Raw genomic sequence first — 21,514 nt, forward strand, 5'->3', positions numbered from 1 at the left:
TTTTTATTTAAAACGGAAACTTAGGCAAGAACCAAATTCGGCTCTGCAAATGCGACTGGTGATGTCTCTTCTTGTTCAAAGGTCACCCATTCCCATGCTTCTTGATCTGCCAATACTGAACGCAGTAGCTGGTTGTTTAGACCGTGGCCAGATTTAAAGGCACGGAATTCACCGATAATGGGATAACCACACATGTAAAGGTCGCCGATCGCGTCCAATACTTTGTGGGTAACAAATTCGTTTTCGAAACGCAGACCTTCTTCGTTAAGGATACGATACTCATCCAAAACGATGGCACAATCGAAACTTCCCCCTAGACACAAATTTTGTGACTGTAGGTACTCGATATCGCGCATAAAACCAAACGTACGTGCACGAGAGATTTCTTTAACAAAGCCTTGTGATGAGAAGTCGAAAAGAAGATGCTGTTCATCAGACTCTATTGCAGGATGGCTGAATTCAATTTCGAAATCCATACGGAAGCCATTGAATGGCAAAAACTCTGCCCACTTATCGCCATCTTCAAAACGCACTGGTTTCTTAATCCGGATGAAACGCTTTGGTGCATTTTGTTCTTCGATACCCGCTTGTTGCAGCAAAAATACGAATGGGCTGGCACTGCCGTCCATAATCGGAATTTCAGGAGCATCGACTTCAACAACAATGTTATCGATTCCCATGCCCGCTAAAGCTGCGCTCAAGTGCTCAACCGTAGAAATACGTACGCCTTCGTCATTAACCAGTGCAGTACACAGCATGGTGTCGCGTACAGACGCCGGATCCGCAGGAAAATCGACTGGCGGATTAAGGTCAGTTCGGCGATATACAATGCCTGTGTTAGCGGCAGCTGGGCGAAGAGTTAGCGTCACTTTACGACCAGAGTGGAGTCCCACACCAGTTGTTTTCACTATTTCTTTCAGAGTACGTTGTCTGATCATCTACTTTGCCTCAGTATAATTGCCACATATCACGGTCAATAGCGATATTGACCGTGCATGCTACCACAAAATTGAACAGTGTCAAATTGTAGCTATTTTAATCAGCTTGACGACGCAAGAACGCTGGAATATCAAGATATCCGCTCTCTTTATCTGCTTTAGGTGCCGCACTTTGGCCTGCACCTGAGCCTGATGGTGTTGTCGTTGGCTGAGGATTCATCTGAGGTTTATCTTGCAAAGTTGGTGCCGTTTTTTCTTCCACTTTATTGACGTTCTGCTGAGCAGGCGTCGTTTGTGGTTGATTTTGTGGCTGGGCAACAGGTGCAACTTTCGCTTTACCGCCCGCAACTAGCGTAATATCAGGTTTCTTCTCGTTACCAATGCCGGTCGCAACCACAGTTACGCGGATTTCATCAGCCATATCTGGATCTAATGAAGTACCAATAACAACGGTTGCATTGTCTGATGCGAAGGCTTTGACTGTGTTACCGACAGTTTCAAACTCATCAAGTCGCATATCTAGACCCGCAGTGATGTTGACTAGCACACCACGCGCTCCGGCAAGATCGATGTCTTCAAGTAGCGGGCTAGAAATTGCCATTTCTGCCGCTTCTTCAGCACGATCTTCACCTTTAGCAACACCGCTACCCATCATGGCATGACCCATTTCCGACATCACTGTGCGTACGTCAGCAAAGTCGACGTTAATCATACCCGGACGAGTAATCAGTTCTGCAATACCTTGTACTGCATTCTTTAATACATCGTTCGCGCTCGCAAAGGCTTCAAGTAGTGTAATACCACGACCAAGTACCTTGAGTAGCTTTTCGTTTGGAATCGTAATTAACGAGTCAACATGTTTAGAAAGCTCTTCAATTCCCTGCTCAGCAAAAGCTAAACGCTTTTTACCTTCAAAGCTAAATGGTTTAGTCACAACAGCAACAGTCAAGATATTCAACTCTCTTGCTACTTCTGCAATCACCGGGGCTGCACCTGTACCTGTACCACCACCCATACCTGCTGCGATAAATACCATATCGGCACCAGCCAGCTCTTCTTTAATGCGATCGCGATCTTCGAGAGCTGCGTCACGGCCAACTTGAGGGTTTGCACCTGCACCAAGTCCTTTGGTCATATCACCACCAATCTGAATAACGCTATTCACACTGGTTTTACGAAGCGCCTGAGCATCAGTATTTATACTAATAAACTCAACACCTTCGATGGATTCACGTACCATGTGTTCAACGGCATTACCGCCACCGCCACCAACCCCAACGACTTTAATTACCGCATCGTCAGACATTTCCATCATCGGTTCAAACATGTGTTATCTCCGTTTTTCCTGCTGCTCAGGTTAAAACTCTTTTTGTATCCAATTACGCAAGCGATCAAACAAACTTGTCACTGAACTGCGAGCAGGCTCGCTGTATTCAGTTTCATCATTTATCCGCGCATCTCTCGCGTAATGAAGTAAACCAACTGCCGTAGAATGATACGGCTCTTTAACGTAATCGGTTAGGCCGCTCACCGCTAGTGGTTTGCCGACTCTAACTTGGTTGCGGAAGACACGCTCCGCACACTCTACCAATCCTTCAATTTGTGCCGCTCCACCAGTGAGCACCACACCTGCTGCTAGATGGTGTTTAATCCCCTCTTCACGCAGTTTTTCTTGTACGGTATCGATAGTTTGATTAACTAATCCCATAAGCTCAGTATAACGAGGCTCAATCACTTCCGACAACGTTTGTCGTTGCAAACTGCGCGAAGGACGCCCACCGACACTTGGAACGTTAACCGTATCATCTTTGCTGACTAACTCGCTTAATGCGCAGCCATACTTAACTTTAATCTCTTCGGCGTCACTCACTGGTGTGCCGAAAGCAAAAGCGATATCACTGGTTACTGCGTTCCCCGCATAGGAGAACACTTCGGTGTGACGCAATGCACCACCAGTCCAAATCGAGACATCCATCGTACCAGCACCAATGTCGACGACACAAACGCCTAGCTCACGTTCATCTTCGGTAATGACGGCGTTACTTGCCGCTAAACCGGAGTAAACCAGATGCTCAACTTTGAGATCACAGCGTTCTACCGCTTTAATAATATTTCTTGCCATATCATTGTGACAAGAGATCAAGTGCACGCTAACTTCCATGCGCACTCCTGATAAACCTAGCGGATTTTTAATCCCTTCTTGATAATCGATAGTAAATTCTTGGGGAATTACATGAAGAATGCGCTGTTCGTCACCAATCTTGATAGATTTAGCAGTATGAATAGCCCGATCCATATCCTCTTGAGAAACCTCTTCGTCAGAAATGGTTCCCATCCCTTTTTCGATACGGCTTGCGATATGTCGCCCTGAAAGCGAAATAAATACATTGGTAATATCACACTCAGCCATTAGCTCAGCTTGATCCACCGCTCGCTGTACCGACTTTACTACTGACTCTAGGTCGTTAACACCGCCTTTATCCATCCCTCGGGAAGGACTACTGCCTGCGCCAATTATATTAATTTGACCATCAGGCAATACTTCACCCACGAGAGCCGATACGGTTGCAGTGCCTATATCAAGACCAACAATAATGCTGTCATCAGCGGTCTTAGTCATCTGTACTCTCTTGTTCCAACGCTTGATCTGGGAACCAACCAATGGCGGCTCCCGTGTCATACCTGAGGTCGATGTAGCTCACTCGCTGAGTGTCGCTACCCAAATTCTTATATAAGAACACGAATCTCTCGATGCGTTCCTGTAATGATTCTTTACCAAGCTCGAGACGAATACCATTATCGAGAATGATTTGCCATGCACGGCGATCATTTAAAACCAAAGAAGTAATGGTTAAGTTTAATGCGGTAAATTTAGGGCTAATATCGCGCCAAATAGACAACACTTCTTGATTGGTTTCAGCCGGACCATACAGTTTGACCCGTTCTTGGTCTAGCTTACCAATATCACCATCAAAAATATGACCTTGGTCGTTAAGTAGTGCGTTGCCGTTCCAGATTGCTTGCGCATGGTGCTCAGTCAAAAAGACTTTCACGGTATCTGGCCACTGTTTACGAATTGACGCATGCGATACCCAAGGAATGGACTCTGCCACTTGTTGAAGTACATTAACATCTTGCGACATAAATGTGCCCACATGTCCTAACTGCGCAAATGCGCGTTGAACATCCAGTGCCGAGACATAATGTAATTCACCTTGAAGCACAATATTAGACAAGGGAAGCCGCTGGTCATCCCACATCCAAGAAATCGTGGAGTAGAGAAGAGAGCCTATCAACAACAAAACCACCAACAAAAAGCTGCCACCTACGGCATGCTCTTTTACCAGTGGTGCTGGGGGTAAACGACGGCCTTCATTAAAAGCATATTTAATCAAAGTCCATAGTCCTTGCCATTAGCTCGCTTATTTTTTTCCCTATCTCATTTCGTATAAATAGAGGCAAAAGCACTTACTTTAACCTTCGGATTATACTGGCGTGATTAAAAGTATCAAACACTGAAAGTGAGAAATCGTTACTTAAAATGCAATAAGTGACACAAATAGTTAAAAATCGATGTATCAGTTAAGCTTTAACCATCTTATCGATATTTAACTCAAAAGCAGCTAACTGTTTTGCCACCTTACCAACATCGCCAGCACCTTGAGTTAATACTAAGTCACCATCTTGTAAAACATTGGCGAGAACCGACGGTAACCCATTGCTATCTGGGACAAAAATAGGATCAAGCTTACCACGACTACGAATGGTGCGGCACAGAGCTCGGCCATCGGCTCCTGCAATCGGCTTTTCACCTGCAGAATAAACATCCAGCATGATGAGTACATCGACCTGTTCCAGGACATTAGCAAAATCATCATAGAGATCGCGTGTTCGACTGTAGCGATGCGGTTGAAAGATCATGACTAAACGTTTCTCTTGCCAACCATTGCGCGCCGCCTGAATGGTCACATCAACTTCCGTCGGGTGGTGTCCGTAATCATCCACTAGCATGGCATGACCATTTCCGGTATCAAATTCACCAAGATGGTCAAAACGACGCCCAGTGCCCTGAGTGCCCGCCATCGCGCGCAAGATAGCTTCGTCATCAATATCATCTTCGGTGGCAACGGCTATCGCCGCAGAGGCATTGAGCGCATTATGGCGACCTGGGATATTCAAAGTAATCTCAAGATCGGCTTTACCCTGACGAATCACAGTGAACTGACCTTGCTGGCCTTGTTGACGATAATTATCGATACGAACATCAGCATCTTCAGAAAAGCCATAAGTAATGACTTGGCGACTGATTTTTGGGATCAGCTCACGAATAACAGGGTCATCGACACACACAATCGCTTGGCCATAAAATGGCAGGTTGTGGAGAAAGTCGATAAAGGTTTGTTTGAGTGTTTCGAAATCACCACCATAAGTGTCCATATGATCGGCTTCGATATTCGTGACTATGCTCACCATAGGTTGTAAATGGAGGAATGACGCATCGCTCTCATCCGCTTCAGCAATCAAGATACGACTCGATCCGAGACGGGCATTCGTCCCCGCGCTTTTGACTAAGCCACCATTGACGAAAGTAGGATCCAGTCCAGCTTCAGAATAAATCTGGGTCACTAGAGCAGTAGTGGTGGTTTTGCCATGAGTCCCCGCGACGGCGATGCCGTGACGAAAACGCATCAACTCTGCCAGCATCTCAGCGCGGCGAACCACGGGAACACGCGCAGCTCGAGCCGCTATGATCTCAGGATTCTCTTCGTTAATCGCGGTAGAAACCACAACAACGCTGGCCTTAGCAACATTTTGCTCGGTATGACCGATGTAGACGGTTGCGCCTTTTTCACTCAGACGTTGAGTGACCGGGTTCTCCGCAATATCCGAACCAGAAATTTGGTAGCCTTCGTTGAGTAACACTTCGGCAATGCCACTCATACCCGCGCCACCAATACCAATGAAGTGGATGCATTTTACCCGACGCATTTCAGGCACTATTGCGCGAATTTGCGCTAAATCTTGTTTGTGTTGAACTGTCATAATTCTTCTCGTTACTTCGTCAGCGAGATAATGGCCTGTGCCACTACTTTATCTGCGTCTAACTGTGCTGCCTGACGTGCTTTTTGTGCCATCTTGATAAGGGCATCACGATCAAGCGCTTGAATCTCATTCGCCAGCTTATCAGCGGTCAATTGTGGCTGCTCGATCATCTTAGCCGCGCCACAGGCGACAAGGTGATCCGCATTGAGAGCTTGCTGCCTATCTTTGTGCATAAACGGAATAAAGATCGCTCCGACACCAGCCGCTGACACTTCAGACACGGTTAGTGCCCCAGAACGACACACCAATAAATCGGCCCAATGATACGCGCCAGCAACATCATCGATAAACTCAACCACTTCAGCGTGCTCAACATGATTGCGCTGATACGCTTGCATCACCTGCTGCTGATTGTTTTTCCCAGCTTGGTGACGAATTTCATAGCCATCACCCAATTTCGCCATCACTTCAGGCAAGGTGTGATTAAGGATTTGCGCCCCCTGACTGCCACCCATGACTAAAATACGGATGTTGCCTTGACGGTCTGCCAAACGTTGCGCTGGTGCTTCAATCGCAACCACATCCTCACGCACTGGATTTCCAACCACTTGTGCGGCAGGAAATGCCCCCGGAAAAGCTTGAAAAACCTGTTTGGCAATTTTTGATAACCATTGATTGGTTAACCCCGCGACCGCATTTTGTTCATGCAGCACGACTGGGATGCCCAATAACCAAGCAGCAATGCCGCCAGGGCCACTGACATAACCACCCATACCCAATACGGCATCAGGCTGCCAACGTTTCATATGTGCTTTGGCTTGGATAATGGCATTAATAATCTGAAATGGTGCTTTAATCAAACGACCAATACCTTGACCTCGTAGACCTTTTACTTGGATAAAATCGATCTCAATGCCGTGTTTGGGAACTAGGTCTGCTTCCATTCGATCAGCGGTGCCAAGCCAGCGAATTTCCCAACCTTGCGACTGAAGCTGTTTCGCAACCGCAAGCCCTGGGAACACGTGACCGCCAGTACCACCAGCCATCACCATTAATTTTTTATTCTGTTTCATCTGTCTGTTGTTCTTTATTATCTGTCGCGTTTGCTAAGCGACATTCATGGTCAATACGTAACAATATCGATACTGCAATCGACATTACTATCAAGCTGGAGCCACCATAGCTGATCAAAGGTAACGTCAGGCCTTTGGTTGGGACCATCCCCGCCGCCGCACCGACATTAACCAAGGATTGAAAGGCAAACCATATACCAATACCAAAGGCCAAGTAACCACCAAAAAGCTGGCCGCCTTCAAACGATCTACGACCAATGAAAATGGCTTTAGTCACTAGGCTAAATATCAACATCAATACCAAGACCACACCAACATAACCGAGCTCTTCCGCTAATACAGCGAAGACAAAGTCAGTGTGTGCTTCTGGGAGATATTCGAGCTTTTGAATTGAATTGCCGAGCCCTTGGCCAAACCATTCACCACGGCCAAAAGCCATCAGTGACTGAGTCAACTGATAACCACTGCCAAATGGGTCATCCCAAGGATCCATAAACGATGTCACACGGCGCATACGGTACGGCTCGATGTAAATTAAGGTTGCGACCGCGACAAGCCCAACCACCATCAAGGCCAAAAATTGGGTTAACTTGGCGCCAGCAATAAACAACATACCAAACAAGGTTACCAACATCACGATCACGGTACCTAGATCTGGTTGAAGCAGAAGTAAGCTGGCTAATGTGGCAAAAACAATGATCGGTTTGATAAAGCCGCCAAAAAAGCTCGAACGCACCTCTTCGCTTTTACGCACCAGATAACCTGACATAAAGATAAACAGCGACAGCTTGGCAACCTCTGCTGGCTGCAAGTTAAATAGGCCTAAAGGGATCCAACGCGAGGCGCCGTTAACCGATTTACCAGCCACTAACACCACGATCAGCAAAAAAATCGACAGCAGCAGCAACCAAGTACTGAACTCTAACCAACGCTTCATTGGGATTTGCAGGATCACCGCTGAGGCTGACAACGCCAATACCAAGAAGACCGCGTGGCGAAACATGAAGTGAAATGGCTGTTCGGTCAGACGAGAGCTGATCGGAAACGAGGCCGAGGTAACCATGACGAGGCCCGTTAACATCAAGCCAAGAGAAATCCACACCAACTGACGGTCGTATAACACTTCAGGTGATGCGGTGGTCATCCAGCGTTTGATACTACCAAAAACGTTTCGAATCTGCATAGTTCCCTAGGTCTTTTATGCGTATGCGTTGGCGAGTTGGGTAAAGAGATCGCCACGAGCCATAAAATTATCAAATTGATCGAAACTCGCGCAGGCGGGTGACAACAACACCATATCACCGGATGTCACTTGAGACGCTAACCATTGAATGATTTCTTCCATGGTAGTAAAACGCTTGGCACTTGCGTGGAGCGACATAAACTGGTCACCATCTTGACCAAAGCAGCATAGCTGAAGGTTCAGCGTTGCCAATACTGGCTCAAGTTCAGAGAAGTCAGCGCCTTTACCCACGCCGCCGACTAACAAATAGAGCTTACCCGCAATATTTAATCCGGCTAACGCAGCCAAGGTACTTGCCACATTGGTCGCCTTAGAATCGTTAACCCATTTAACGCCTTGATTATCTGCAACTACTTGGCAGCGATGTGTCAGCCCTTGGTAAGATTTAAGTGCCGTGAGGCCTTTTTCTATCGCCACGCCCGCTTCACTGAGTAAGGCGATGACCACTAAAGCATTGGCAACATTGTGACGACCAACCAGAGACAGCGCTTGAGTCGGACACAGAGGTTGGTCGTGCTTAAACAAGTATTCACACCCTTGGTGCTCGGCGACACAATATTGGGTGCGGTGACTTAAGCTAAATTCAACTCGTTTTTTGTCACCCTGAGGATAGGTCTGCTTATCGTCAGCGTTGACGATACACGCTTGGGCATGATCAAAAATACGTAATTTCGCCTGACGATAATCCTCCATCCCCTCATAGCGGTCCATATGATCTTCGCTGAGGTTAAGAAAAGTCGCGGCAACGGGCGCTAAAGATGAGGTGGTTTCTAACTGAAAACTCGACAATTCCAACACGTATAAATCTGCCGATTGGTTAAGTAGATCTAGCGCAGGAACACCAATATTGCCCCCGACCCCGACCTTAAGACCAGCGGCTTTAGCGACTTGTCCTGTCCAGTCAGTGACGGTACTTTTCCCATTTGAGCCAGTAATCGCGATGACCGGTTTATCAACTTGCCACGCAAACAATTCAATATCACCGACGACAGGAATACCGGCAGCAATAACCTGTTGAATTTCTGGTGTCGCGAGTGCAATACCTGGGTTAGTGACCACCAGATCCGCTGCCAATAACCAGTCCAACCGCCAACTGCCGCTGTGCAGCTCTACCTCTGCAGGCAGCGCTTCACTTCCTGGTGGCTTAGGCCGCGTGTCGATGACCTTAATCTGCTTACTGTTTGGTAGTGAAGCGATATGCTTAACGACAGAGAGCCCGGTAATACCGAGCCCTACAACCACAACCTTCTCAATACCCTGCCAACGATCCGTGGTCATGGTGACGAGTTCCTTATCGTACTTTCAATGTCGCTAGACCAACCAGTACTAGCACAATAGAGATAATCCAAAAACGCACAATGACGCGCGGCTCTGGCCAACCTTTTAATTCGTAGTGATGGTGAATCGGCGCCATTCGGAAAATGCGTTGACCACGTAATTTGTACGACCCCACTTGCAAGATAACCGACAAGGTTTCCATCACAAACACGCCGCCCATGATCACCAATACAAATTCTTGGCGAACCAAGACTGCAATCGTGCCTAACGCGCCGCCTAGCGCTAAAGAGCCAACATCACCCATAAACACTTGTGCTGGATAGGTGTTAAACCATAAGAAGCCAAGGCCTGCACCGACAATCGCAGTACACACTACCACCAGCTCTGATGCTTGAGGGATATAGGGAATATGCAGATAATTAGCAAAGTTGACATTGCCTGTCGCCCAAGCAATCGCGGCAAAGCCTGCCGAAACCAACACGGTTGGCATAATTGCTAAACCATCAAGACCATCTGTTAAGTTAACGGCATTGCTGGTACCAACAATCACGAAATAGGTCAGAACGATATACATCAGACCCAGTTGCGGCATGATATCTTTAAAGAATGGCACAACCAGTTGCGTCGCCGCAGTATCTTGGCCATGCACGTATAGGGCAAACGCCACAACCAACGCAATAGCGGATTGCCAAAAGTACTTCCAGCGTGCAATCAAACCATCGGTATTTTTGTGCACCACTTTACGGTAATCATCAACAAAACCTACCGCACCGTAACCGGTCAAGACCGCCAAAACCGCCCAGACATAAGGGTTGCTTAAATCAGTCCACAGCAGAACCGTGGTGATAATCGCCGTCAGTATCATAATACCGCCCATCGTCGGCGTTCCACGTTTACTGAAGTGAGACTCCGGACCTTCATTGCGAACCACCTGACCAATTTGCAATAACTGCAAACGGCGGATCATGATTGGGCCCATCCACAACGATATTCCCAAAGCCGTCAAGACGCTAACAATGGCGCGAAACGATAGGTATTCGAACAAGCGGAAGAATGAAAAATATGGCTGTAGCAGCTCTGCGAGCCAAATAATCATGGATACATCTCCTTGACAGCAGCAGCGACCTGACTCATACCGGCACTATTCGCCCCTTTGACTAATAGTGTCTGCGGTTGATGCGGATGTTGTTCAATCTGCTGTTTAATATAATCAATCATGCTTTGGTGGCTATCAAAATGACGCCCGCCGCACTCTTTGCTGATCGCTTTCGCATCAGCGCCATAAGTAAGCACATATTCAAATTTGAGTGGGGCAGCATGTTCCCCGACTTGACGATGAAGTGCAAGACTTTCGTCACCTAACTCGGCCATATTACCCAAAATTAACCAACGAACGCCGCCAAAACTAGCCAGTAGATCAGCCGCCGCTTTCATCGCAGGTACACTGGCATTATAGCTATCATCGATCAGTTTTATTTGCTCGCTAAGCTCAATCAGTTCGACTCGACCTTTGACCTTACTCAGTAATGCTAAACCCGATTGCACCATAGACAGACTCGCACCCAGTTCAAGCGCTAATGCCGTTGCCGCCAGTGCATTAGCCACATTATGTTGACCAATAATGCCCAACTTAATTGCCGCGTCACCGAGAGGCGAAACCAAAGTAAATTGCGCTTCACCACTGGCATTGAGGGAAATGTGTTTAGCAAAGTAATCGACGTTGGAATCAACGACCGAGAACGTCTTAACCTGCTTGTCGGCCAAAACCTCAGTCCAATATTCACCGCCATGGCTATCACGATTGACAATCGCCACACCACCAGGCTTAAGACCTTGGTAGATCTCGCCTTTGGCTTGCTTGACACCATCTATCGAGCCGAAACCCTCTAAGTGGGCGGCAGCAACATTATTGACTAAAGCGACATCGGGTTGCACTAAACGCGTGGTATAAGCGATTTCACCAATATGATTAGCGCCCATTTCAATCACCGCAAAATCGTCTTCTGGCACTGAACGCAATAGAGTTAACGGTACACCAATCTCATTATTAAAGTTACCCGCCGTAAACAGCACGCGCCCTTGTTGCGCCATGATGCTCGCGACCATCTCTTTAACCGTGGTTTTACCGGCACTACCAGTGATCCCCACCGTTGGCGTTTGACACGTTTGGTGGACTAAAGAGGCCAATTGACCGAGCGCTAGCTTGGTGTCTTTGACCAATAACTGCGGCACGTCAGCCTCAACCACTTTGCTCACCAGCAGCGCACCAGCGCCAGACTCGATCGCTTGATCAATGAAGTGATGCGCATCAAAACGTTCACCAGCTAACGCAATAAATAACGCACCAGACTCGATGGCTCGGGTGTCAGTAGAAACCGCTGCAATGACCTTATCCGAACCAATAAGCTCGGCATCAATCGCGCTAGCAATCTGACTTAACATTAGTGAAATCATCAATTTTGCTCCAACAGTTGCATCGCGGATTCGCGGTCTGAATAGTGAATGGTCTGTTGACCAATTACTTGATAATCTTCATGGCCCTTACCTGCAAGCAAGATGATATCTTGTGCTTCGCTATTGGCTAGCGCGTACTTGAGCGCAGCAAAACGGTTGTGCTCGACAATCGCTTGTTGCGGATGCTGCATTCCTGCCAGCATATCGTCGACAATCGCGACTGGTGATTCACTGCGTGGGTTATCATCGGTAAAAATAACATGATCAGCCAACTGCTCACCAATGGTTGCCATCATAGGGCGCTTGCCCGTATCTCGATCGCCGCCACAGCCAAAGATCGCCCATAACTGCCCTTGGCAATGAACGCGTAACGCCTTGAGTGCTTTTTCTAATGCATCGGGGGTGTGGGCATAATCGACCACGACTTTCGCGCGGTTTGGGGCAGTAAATAGCTCCATGCGCCCAACAACTGGCTTAAGCTGAGGGGCCGTTGCGAGCAATTGCTGTTTATCAATACCTAAGGCCAGTAGGCTCGTCATCGCTAACAGCAGGTTACAAGCGTTAAACTCACCAATCAGTGGTACGTTCAGCTTACCCGGACCAAATAGACCATCAAATTCAAGCGTAATCCCTGATTCACAATAACTTACCTGCTTGGTCCAAACCCCGTCTTGACGCGCAATAGGCTTGAGTGACACCGCGATGGCATTATCTAAACGCGTTAGCCAACTTTCACCGACAACGTCATCAACATTGATCACCGCGTGACGACATCTATGCTCACTAAACAGTAAAAACTTCGCCTCAGCGTACTCTTGCATCGTGCCATGATAGTCAAGATGGTCACGGCTTAAATTGGTGAAGACCGCAACTTCAAAAGGCAGAGCTTTAACTCGACCTTGCACTAAGCCGTGCGAAGAGACTTCCAGCGCAGTGTAGCGCGCCCCTTGCTGCGCTAAATCGAAAAGAGAGTGTTGAATTTCAATCGCATTGCCAGTGGTATTCGCCGCAGGCTGTAAATCGGCCAAAAAGCCATTGCCAGTCGTTCCCATCACCGCCGCTTTATGGTCGAGTAACTCTAGCCATTGCGCGATAAGTTGGGTAATGGTTGTTTTACCATTGGTTCCCGTCACACCAATCAATTGATTCTGTGTGATCGGGTATAGCTTGGCCGCTAATTCAGATAAGTGGGCCGACAACTGCTCAACATACACAACAGCAATCGCGTCATGATATTCGATAGTGCCATGAGGGTGACTTTGACACGCCTCAGCAACCACTGCATTGCTTCCACTCTCAATCGCGGCAGGGATAAAACGTCGACCGTCGAGGTTATGGCCTTTAATGGCAACAAAGGTGGTGCCTGGCGTCACTTTGCGACTGTCGAGTTCAAGCTGCTTAACTGGCGTATTGGCCACTTGATGGCTACGAATGTCCAGCCATGGTGCAAGCAAGGCCGCTAAAGTCATTTCCTTGGACATGGTAAACTCACTTAATCTTGTTTAAATCTATTTTCATCAGGGGCCACATTTAATATTTGCAGCGTCCCTTTCAATATTTCGGCAAAAACTGGCCCGGCGACTGAACCACCGTAATAGTTATCGCCTTGAGGTTCGTTAACGACAACCACCATCGCGACACGCGGATCACTGGCGGGAGCAATGCCTGCGGTGTAGGCAAAATACTCATCACCATAACCGCCCGCAATCGCTTTACGAGACGTTCCCGTTTTCGCCGCAATGCGATAACCAGGCACCGCGGCTTTGGTGGCCGTCCCGCCCGGTTGCGCCACGGTTTCAAGCATTGCCAATACTTTGCGCGCGTTTTCACGATCAATCACCTGTTTAGACAGGTCACGTTGGTTACTTTCGATAATGTGCACGGGTTGGTATTCACCCAAGTTACCGAGAGTGGCATATGCATGAGCAAGTTGCAGTGGTGTGATGGTCAAACCATAACCAAATGAGAGTGTGGCGATTTCAAATTTAGACCAACGGCGACGGTTGGGGAAAATACCTTGTGTTTCACCCACCAGATTCAGCCCCGACAATTCACCAAAACCGACCGAGCTGTACATACCAAGTAAAGCCTCCAGCGGCATCTCAAGCGCCAACTTCGCCACACCGATGTTACTCGATTTTTTGAGAATCGTGGTTAAGTCCGCTTTACCAACCTTTGAGGTATCACGCACGCGGCTTCCACCAATCTGCATGATGCCATTACCAGTATCGATCACCGTGCTGTCGTCAGCTACACCATTTTCTAGTGCCGCTAAAACCACAAAAGGTTTGACCGTAGAGCCTGGTTCAAACGCATCAGTAATCACTCGATTACGCATTTTCGCCGATTGTAGGTCGGAGCGATTATTAGGGTTGTATGAGGGAGCATTGACCATAGCCAACACCGCACCGGTTTTAACATCCAGAATCACCACCGACCCTGAGGTAGCACGATAATCCGCTACCGCCTGCTTTATCGCTCGATAAGCGATGGCCTGAATCCGTTGGTCGATGGTTAATTCGAGAGGTTTGCCTTCTTCACGCTCCTCAAGGGAGATGTTCTCGACCACACGACCATAGCGGTCTTTACGGATAATGCGTTTGCCCGCTTCTCCGGTAAGCCACTTATCGTAACTTCGCTCTACCCCTTCTAAGCCATGACCATCAATACCAGTCACGCCAACTAAGTGGGCACTTACCTCACCAGCAGGATAGTAACGACGAGACTCTGCTTTAAGCCCTACTCCGGCCAGTTTTAACTCACGGATATAATTCGCCATCGCCGGGCTAACTTGGCGCTGCAGATAGATGAAACGACGACTTTGATTACGCTTAATTTTTTCGATTAAGTCTTGGCGTTTTAAACCAAGTACATCAGCGAGGGCGTACCAGCGGTTAATGTCCTCTAGCCCACCTTGCTTAAAAATAGTGACAGGATCGGCCCAAACGGCTTCGACTGGAACACTGACCGCCAAAGGCTCACCATTACGATCAGAAATAATCCCACGAGCGGAGTGCAGCGTTTTGGCGCGAACCGAGCGCATATCGCCTTGCTTGATCAGATTATCCGGTTCAAAAATTTGGATATAAGCGATACGTCCAGCCAATGCGGCGAAGGCGGCAAAAACGAACACCAATATCAAGTAGAAACGCCACCGAATCAGCGTTGGTGGTTGTGGTTGTTTTTTAGGCTCTACAACTTTGACTTTCTTGCTCATGGGAAGTTAACGATGACTTCTTTTTCAGAATCTGGGCGCTTCATTTCGAGGTCGCGCTTAGCAATATCTTGCACGCGGCTGTGTTCAGCCAGTGCGGTTTCCTCAAGTAATAAATTACGCCATTCATTATCCAAGCGCTCACGTTCAACCAGGGCCTGGTCTTTTTCCGTGATCGCTTGACGAGTGTGATGGGTGATAAACACAACCCCCATCGCACTGGTAAAAATCAATATCAACATGATCAATGGCACTCGACCAACCCCCAAGAGATCAAGGGCGATCAATTTAGCGAGATTTGGAGTGGCACTGCTCATGGTGGTTATAGTTTCTCGGCAATACGAAGCACAGAGCTGCGAGATCGGGTGTTAACTTCAACCTCTTCGACTGAAGGCTTAATCGCTTTGCCGACAGGTTTCAAATTAGCACTGCCCAGCGCTCTAATTTGATCTTCGGTCATCGGAATACCATGAGGCACTTGCGGGCCTTGGCTCTCTTTACGAATAAAACGTTTCACCATGCGATCTTCAAGTGAATGGAAACTGATCACAGATAAACGACCTTGAGGAGCAAGAATACTCGCCGCGCCTTTTAAAGCCGTATCAATCTCTTCCAACTCACTGTTGATGTAGATGCGAAAAGCTTGGAATGCACGAGTCGCTGGGTGCTTTTTCTCTTTGAAACTTTTCGGTGCCGCTTCTGAGATCAATTTAGCCAGTTGACTGGTGCGAGTTAACGGCTCGTTCTCGGCATTATCACGGTAAGCGACAATTCCTTTGGCAATACGACGGGCGTGTTTATCTTCACCGAACTCGCGAATAACCCAAGTAATGTCATCCAAGTCAGCTTCCAACAACCATTGAGAAACAGGGATGCCAGAGGTTGGGTCCATGCGCATATCAAGTGGGCCATCTTTCATAAAGCTAAAACCGCGTTCAGCATCATCAAGTTGCGGCGAAGAAACGCCAAGATCAAGCAGGACACCATCGACTTTACCAACGAGGTCATAGTCGGCAGCGTATTGCGCCATGCCAGAAAAAGGACCGTGAATAATCGTAAAGCGTGGATCGTCAATGGTCTGCGCTTCTGCAATCGCTTGTGGGTCGCGGTCGATACTGTATAGGCGACCATTGTCACCCAGTTTCGATAAAATAGTTCGGCTATGACCACCGCGACCAAAAGTACCGTCAATATAGATACCGTCTGGTTTAATGGCTAAACCATCGATAGATTCATTAAGGAGTACAGATATGTGTTTGAATGCTTCGGTCATAGTTATCTCATGTGGCGGTCGCATTGACGAATTAAGATTCCCCAGTGTACTGATTTAGTGGCTTATCGCCACCACTAGCGCGTGAGAACACGTGATTTTGCGCTAAGTTTAATCGCAAGAAAATTAATTTGGTCAATTAAAAGCAAAAAACCCATCATAACAGTTTACGTTACGATGGGTTTCGAATAGGTGGAGTCGACGTATAAGCCGGGTTCTGTTCCGCTTGCGCGGTAGTAGCCATTCGTCTAGGCCAGCAATCGCTCACTGGCTCAAGCAACCTACCCGCCTCCTTACGCGAGCAACGCAATGTGGAGGCCTATTTGGTCTTGCTCCGGGTGGAGTTTACCCTGCAACGAACTATTGCTAGCCGTCCGGTGCGCTCTTACCGCACCCTTTCACCCTTACCTGTGCCTCACTACCCGAAGGTAGCAGCCATCGGCGGTTTTCTCTCTGCTGCACTTGTCGTAGGCTTGCGCCTCCCAGGCGTTACCTGGCACCCTGCTCTATGGAGCCCGGACTTTCCTCCCCTCTGCCAGTCTCCCGAAGGACGTCAACGTCAGTATCCAAAAGGACCTCAACGTCAGTCTCCCGAAGGACATCAACAAAGCAGCGGCTACCCAGTCAACTCCGGGGCGGATTGTATAGAGTTCAGAGCACAGTGTCTAGCAAGATCACAAATATGCCCCAATCAAGCAACCAAGTGGCAGTTTTTTGAACACAATTGCGCTAATGACCTACTCCAGGTTGTCTAAACCCCATTTATACAGTGCGTTTTTCTTGAGATTGTAGATCTCGGCCGTTAACGCTGCGGCTTTTTTCAACGGCAGCTCTTTGGTCAAAATCGCTAGAGTTCGAGTCACTTCATCGGGTAACGTATCCTCTGCTGTGGTGCGATAACCGTGAATCAGAAGCGCCATCTCTCCTCTTTGCTGATTCGAGTCGGACTTCACCCACTCAATCAAGTCACCCAAAGGCATTCCTTGAATGGTTTCAAAGGTTTTGGTCAACTCACGCGCCAACACCACTTCTCGCTCAGGGCCTAAAATCTCTAGCATGTCATCCAGAGAATCTAAAATGCGATGAGGGGATTCATAAAAAATACAAGTACGTTCCACTTTGGCGATATCAAGGAATCTATCTTTACGCCCTTTGCTCTTTGCTGGCAAAAAGCCTTCAAAACTAAATCGGTCAGAAGGTAATCCGGATGCACTTAACGCAGTAATCACGGCGCATGCTCCTGGCAGCGGCACAACTTTAACTCCAGCCTGACGACATTGTGTGACAAGATGATACCCTGGATCACTAATTAATGGGGTGCCGGCATCAGAAACGAGTGCAATAGAGTGCCCAGCTAACAATTTATCGACTAATACTTGCGCTTTCTGCTGTTCGTTATGATCATGGAGAGCATAAGTTTTGGTTTGAATATTGAAGTGTGACAACAATTTGCCAGTATGCCGAGTATCTTCAGCGGCAATAAGATCGACGCTCGAAAGCACCTCGATTGCTCGCTGAGTAATATCACCCAAATTGCCAATTGGCGTTGGAACGATATAAAGAGTCGGTACCTCATTTGGTAAGGTTTTGTTATCTGTCATTTGTTTACCATCACTTCAACGATTAATATAGACACAATTTTATACGGATTTGATAAAGAACTCATGGCTAAGAATAACCAAAAGCGTCGCAGTGTAACACGCTTACTGACTCCTGTAGCACTTGCTGTCACTCTGGCAGCGTGTTCTTCTGCACCCAAGACGCCACAAAGTGTCAATATTACCTTAGATCCAAATCAACCGATCCAAACCTATTTAATGCGCGCTGACAGCAGTCAGGGCTCGCTGCAAAATGACTGGTTGATTATGGCGCTAAAAGCTTCGGTTGAAGCGGGTGACACTACGCAAGCGCAACTGCTTTCCAAGCGACTTGCTCGTCAATCGCTTAGCGACATCCAGCAAGCCGAATGGCAACTTGCTCGCGCACAATTGCTGTTCGCGGAAAATCAGTACGCAGAAGCGCTATCTCTGCTCAACTTTGCGCCTTCGTGGCAGTTAGCCGACCAGCAGTGGCTCGCCTACCATCAGCTGCGCGCCTCACTGTTTGCTCAGCAAAATGATCGTTTAAATGTCGCTCGAGAAACGTCACTGGCTAGTCAATACCTTGAACAAGAGCAACAGCAGCAAGCCGCAGATACGATTTGGCGCAATCTAAATCCATACTCTGCATTTAAACTTGAAGAAGTCGCTCAGCAAGAGACCAATCGCCAATTTTTAGCTTGGCTTGATCTGGCACGAGTAAGCAAAAACCTCTCGAATCAGTTGCCAGAGTTAAAACGTGCAATTCAAGAGTGGCTCACAGCGCATCCGAACCATCCCGCAGCGATCTATACACCGCAAACGCTGTTAGACATCTTGGCACTCGAACTGACCAAGCCAGTCAATACGGCTTTGCTGTTACCTCTGAGTGGCAAATTTTCCCCACAAGCGAAGCTTATACGCGATGGTTTCATTCTTGAAATGATGAATGATGCTGACCGAGATGAAACCGCCACACTCACCATCATTGATACCAATAGCGTTTCTATCGAAGAGTTAGAAGCTACCTTGATTGAAAAACAAATTGATTCTGTCGTTGGCCCACTGCTGAAAGATAATATCGAAAAATTGCAAGCGGCACAGGCAAGCTTTGTTGATTCATTACCTACCCTAGCACTCAACATTCCTGACGAGATTCAAGAGGGTAACAACACGTGTTATCTGGCGCTCTCTCCAGAGCAAGAGGTCGCGCAAGCGGCGAAACATTTTGCCGCGCAAGGTTACCAGTACCCACTCATTCTGGCGCCTCAGGGTCGTTTAGGTTCACGGGTGGTTGAAGCTTTTGAGCAAGAGTGGCGCAAATACAGCGACAACCAAGTAGCGGTTAATCTTTTCGGTGATAAACGCCAATTGCAACGTGATATCAACCAAGTGTTCGGCCTGCAAGGCAGCCAACAGAACATTGCCCAAATGGAAGCACTGCTTGATATTGCGCTCGAAAGCCAGCCTCGTAGTCGCCGTGATATCGACGCCGTCTACATCGTTGCTAAAACTACCGAGTTAACCTTAATCAAACCCTTTATTGAAGTCGCGGTGAACCCTGACACCCTGCCGCCGAAACTGTATTCGAACTCACGAAGTAATAATGGTCGTCAGCAATACGAAGATTTATCGGGCGTGATGTACAGTGATATTCCACTATTGATCCAACCTAATGAAGCGTTACAAGCACAAATGGACATGCTATGGCCAAAAGATTCTAACGCAGAAAGACGTCTGCAAGCGCTTGGTATGGACGCTTACCGCCTAATGGAACACCTACCACAAATGAAAATCGTGTCGGGCTACACACTTGATGGCAATACTGGCGTACTCAGTATCGATCAAAACTGCATTGTACAGCGTGAAATTAGCTGGGCGCAGCACAGTGTCAAGCAATAGCCGCGCACAAGGCGAATACTACGAAGTCGCAGCAGAAAAGCATCTTATCTGTTGCGGCTTGTCGCCAATTGAGAGAAACTTCTCGGTCAAAGGTGGAGAAATAGATCTGATCATGCGCGATGGTCACACTATCGTCTTTGTCGAAGTGCGCTACCGGAAGAGCCAAGCTTATGGCCACGCGGCTGAAACCGTGACGTGGAATAAGATGCAAAAGCTGATAAAAGCGGCCAATCTTTGGCTACTCAAACAGGGCTTATCCGTCTACTCAACAGATTTTCGCTTTGATTTGATTGCCATTCACCAACAGGGCAAACAAATTGAGTGGATAAAAAATGCAATTACTCAAGGATAATCGATGCTAGACAGCATTAAAGACAGTTTTACAGAAAGCATTCAAATTCAGATCGCCGCTGCAGAAGCCTTGCCTGACGCCATTACTCACGCCGCTCAAGCTATGGTTTCGAGTCTGCTTAATGGTAATAAGATCCTTTGCTGTGGTAATGGTGGCTCTTCTTCAAACGCCCAACAATTTGTCTCTTGTCTTCTCAACCGTTTTGAAACTGAGCGCCCTAGCTTGCCGGGTATGGCATTAACAGCAGATAATACCACTTTAACTGCCGTGGCTAACGATTATCACTATCAGGAAATTTTTTCGAAGCAGGTACGCGCGTTTGGTCAAGCTGGCGATATTTTGCTCGCCATTTCAACCAGCGGCAACAGCAAAAATATTATCAAGGCGATGGAAGCCGCTGTGACTCGTGATATGACCATCATTGCACTTACTGGTAAAGATGGTGGTGAAATGGCTGGCTTATTAGGCGAGCATGACGTTGAGATTCGTATTCCATCCCACAGAACGGCGCGAATTCATGAAGTTCATATGGTGACCTTGCATTGTTTATGTGACCTTATCGATCAGGTGTTATTCCCCGCCCACGAAGAGTAAATGTAAATAATGAAGTTATTTAAATTACTAGTACTGTCACTATTTATCGCCACTACCTCTGGTTGTGCCGGATTGATCGTGGCAGGCGCCGCAACCACCGCCAATATCGTTATCGATCCGCGCACCACTCAAGAAATTTGGAACGACAATAATATTGAGCTTGAAGTGGCTGGCATTGGTAACAAAGCCCCTTTCCGCGGTAACGCACGCATTACTGCGAGTTCATACAATGGCACTGTCGTGTTGCTTGGCCAAGTCAATAGCGAACAACTCAAACGCGAATTTGAAAGCCAAGCTCGTAACATCAAAGGCATCACGACCATTCACAACCAATTACGTGTTAAACCACCGCTATCAGTGGGTGAGATCAGCCATGACAGTTGGATCACAACCAAAGTGAAGTCAGCTTTCTTGGCGGATTCTGAGCTCAACCGTATCAAAATTAAAGTCATCACCGAAGATAAAGAAGTGTTCTTACTCGGATACGTTTCCCAGCAACACGCTGATAAAGCCATTGAGATTGCGCGTAATACGTCTGGTGTAAAGCAAGTTATTCGCGCGTTTTATCAAGAATAG

At 47.6% G+C, this 21,514-nt stretch carries 19 protein-coding genes and 1 other RNA gene; 4 read left to right on the forward strand and 16 right to left on the reverse strand.

Annotated elements, in window-relative coordinates; translation table 11 throughout:
* Positions 1 to 20: 20 nt before the first annotated feature.
* From lpxC to rsmI, 16 genes are all read right to left on the reverse strand, one after another.
* Complete coding sequence (lpxC, locus tag BS19_RS06445) at positions 21 to 938, reverse strand: UDP-3-O-acyl-N-acetylglucosamine deacetylase (RefSeq protein WP_038174115.1); 918 nt, start codon at positions 936 to 938, stop codon at positions 21 to 23.
* 97 nt (positions 939 to 1,035) lie between these two features.
* Positions 1,036 to 2,265 carry a cell division protein FtsZ gene (ftsZ, locus tag BS19_RS06450; RefSeq protein WP_038174116.1) on the reverse strand — a complete coding sequence of 410 codons (1,230 nt, stop codon included), beginning with the start codon at positions 2,263 to 2,265 and terminating at the stop codon, positions 1,036 to 1,038.
* Between the two features lie 30 nt (positions 2,266 to 2,295).
* A complete protein-coding gene (ftsA, locus tag BS19_RS06455; protein ID WP_038174117.1) occupies positions 2,296 to 3,558 on the reverse strand; it encodes a cell division protein FtsA in 1,263 nt (420 codons plus the stop codon).
* Entirely contained in the window at positions 3,551 to 4,333 is a 783-nt protein-coding gene (locus BS19_RS06460; RefSeq protein WP_038174118.1) for a cell division protein FtsQ/DivIB, read from the reverse strand. Before BS19_RS06460 ends, ftsA begins: the two co-directional genes overlap by 8 nt.
* 187 nt (positions 4,334 to 4,520) lie before the next feature.
* Positions 4,521 to 5,981: a UDP-N-acetylmuramate--L-alanine ligase gene (murC, locus tag BS19_RS06465; RefSeq protein ID WP_038174119.1), complete on the reverse strand. Its 1,461-nt coding sequence runs from the start codon at positions 5,979 to 5,981 to the stop codon at positions 4,521 to 4,523.
* 11 nt (positions 5,982 to 5,992) lie between these two features.
* Positions 5,993 to 7,054, reverse strand: a complete 1,062-nt coding sequence (gene murG / locus BS19_RS06470; RefSeq protein WP_038174120.1) for an undecaprenyldiphospho-muramoylpentapeptide beta-N-acetylglucosaminyltransferase — start codon at positions 7,052 to 7,054, stop codon at positions 5,993 to 5,995.
* Positions 7,041 to 8,237 carry a cell division protein FtsW gene (gene ftsW, locus BS19_RS06475; protein WP_038174122.1) on the reverse strand — a complete coding sequence of 399 codons (1,197 nt, stop codon included), beginning with the start codon at positions 8,235 to 8,237 and terminating at the stop codon, positions 7,041 to 7,043. Before ftsW ends, murG begins: the two co-directional genes overlap by 14 nt.
* Before the next feature lie 15 nt (positions 8,238 to 8,252).
* Entirely contained in the window at positions 8,253 to 9,575 is a 1,323-nt protein-coding gene (murD, locus tag BS19_RS06480) for a UDP-N-acetylmuramoyl-L-alanine--D-glutamate ligase (protein WP_038174123.1), read from the reverse strand.
* A 13-nt stretch (positions 9,576 to 9,588) separates the two neighbouring features.
* Positions 9,589 to 10,671: a phospho-N-acetylmuramoyl-pentapeptide-transferase gene (gene mraY / locus BS19_RS06485; RefSeq protein ID WP_038174124.1), complete on the reverse strand. Its 1,083-nt coding sequence runs from the start codon at positions 10,669 to 10,671 to the stop codon at positions 9,589 to 9,591.
* Positions 10,668 to 12,029: a UDP-N-acetylmuramoyl-tripeptide--D-alanyl-D-alanine ligase gene (locus BS19_RS06490; RefSeq protein ID WP_038174127.1), complete on the reverse strand. Its 1,362-nt coding sequence runs from the start codon at positions 12,027 to 12,029 to the stop codon at positions 10,668 to 10,670. Before BS19_RS06490 ends, mraY begins: the two co-directional genes overlap by 4 nt.
* Positions 12,029 to 13,510 (reverse strand): UDP-N-acetylmuramoyl-L-alanyl-D-glutamate--2,6-diaminopimelate ligase, encoded by a 1,482-nt coding sequence (gene murE / locus BS19_RS06495; RefSeq protein ID WP_038174128.1) that lies wholly within the window; start codon positions 13,508 to 13,510, stop codon positions 12,029 to 12,031. Before murE ends, BS19_RS06490 begins: the two co-directional genes overlap by 1 nt.
* An 11-nt stretch (positions 13,511 to 13,521) precedes the next feature.
* A complete protein-coding gene (locus BS19_RS06500) occupies positions 13,522 to 15,246 on the reverse strand; it encodes a penicillin-binding transpeptidase domain-containing protein (RefSeq protein ID WP_038174129.1) in 1,725 nt (574 codons plus the stop codon).
* Positions 15,243 to 15,560, reverse strand: a complete 318-nt coding sequence (gene ftsL, locus BS19_RS06505; protein WP_038174130.1) for a cell division protein FtsL — start codon at positions 15,558 to 15,560, stop codon at positions 15,243 to 15,245. The genes BS19_RS06500 and ftsL overlap by 4 nt, the downstream gene beginning before the upstream one ends.
* Positions 15,561 to 15,565: 5 nt before the next feature.
* Positions 15,566 to 16,516, reverse strand: a complete 951-nt coding sequence (rsmH, locus tag BS19_RS06510; RefSeq protein WP_038174135.1) for a 16S rRNA (cytosine(1402)-N(4))-methyltransferase RsmH — start codon at positions 16,514 to 16,516, stop codon at positions 15,566 to 15,568.
* 187 nt (positions 16,517 to 16,703) lie between these two features.
* Positions 16,704 to 17,145, reverse strand: an RNA gene (gene rnpB, locus BS19_RS19615) — RNase P RNA component class A.
* A 105-nt stretch (positions 17,146 to 17,250) separates the two neighbouring features.
* The gene (rsmI, locus tag BS19_RS06515) at positions 17,251 to 18,114 is read right to left on the reverse strand and encodes a 16S rRNA (cytidine(1402)-2'-O)-methyltransferase (RefSeq protein WP_038174136.1); all 864 of its coding nucleotides are present in this window, start codon (positions 18,112 to 18,114) and stop codon (positions 17,251 to 17,253) included.
* Between the two features lie 63 nt (positions 18,115 to 18,177).
* Here rsmI and BS19_RS06520 point away from each other — a divergent pair, with 63 nt between their 5' ends.
* From BS19_RS06520 to BS19_RS06535, 4 genes are read left to right on the forward strand one after another with little or no spacing between them, the layout of a single operon-like run.
* Positions 18,178 to 19,992, forward strand: a complete 1,815-nt coding sequence (locus BS19_RS06520) for a penicillin-binding protein activator (protein ID WP_038174137.1) — start codon at positions 18,178 to 18,180, stop codon at positions 19,990 to 19,992.
* Entirely contained in the window at positions 19,979 to 20,344 is a 366-nt protein-coding gene (locus tag BS19_RS06525) for a YraN family protein (RefSeq protein ID WP_038174138.1), read from the forward strand. Before BS19_RS06520 ends, BS19_RS06525 begins: the two co-directional genes overlap by 14 nt.
* Positions 20,345 to 20,347: 3 nt before the next feature.
* Positions 20,348 to 20,938, forward strand: coding sequence for a phosphoheptose isomerase (locus BS19_RS06530; RefSeq protein ID WP_038174140.1), 591 nt, complete (start codon positions 20,348 to 20,350; stop codon positions 20,936 to 20,938).
* A 9-nt stretch (positions 20,939 to 20,947) separates the two neighbouring features.
* Positions 20,948 to 21,514 carry a BON domain-containing protein gene (locus tag BS19_RS06535; RefSeq protein ID WP_038174142.1) on the forward strand — a complete coding sequence of 189 codons (567 nt, stop codon included), beginning with the start codon at positions 20,948 to 20,950 and terminating at the stop codon, positions 21,512 to 21,514.

The organism is Vibrio pacinii DSM 19139 (genome assembly GCF_000711795.1).
GTDB lineage: Bacteria > Pseudomonadota > Gammaproteobacteria > Enterobacterales > Vibrionaceae > Vibrio > Vibrio pacinii.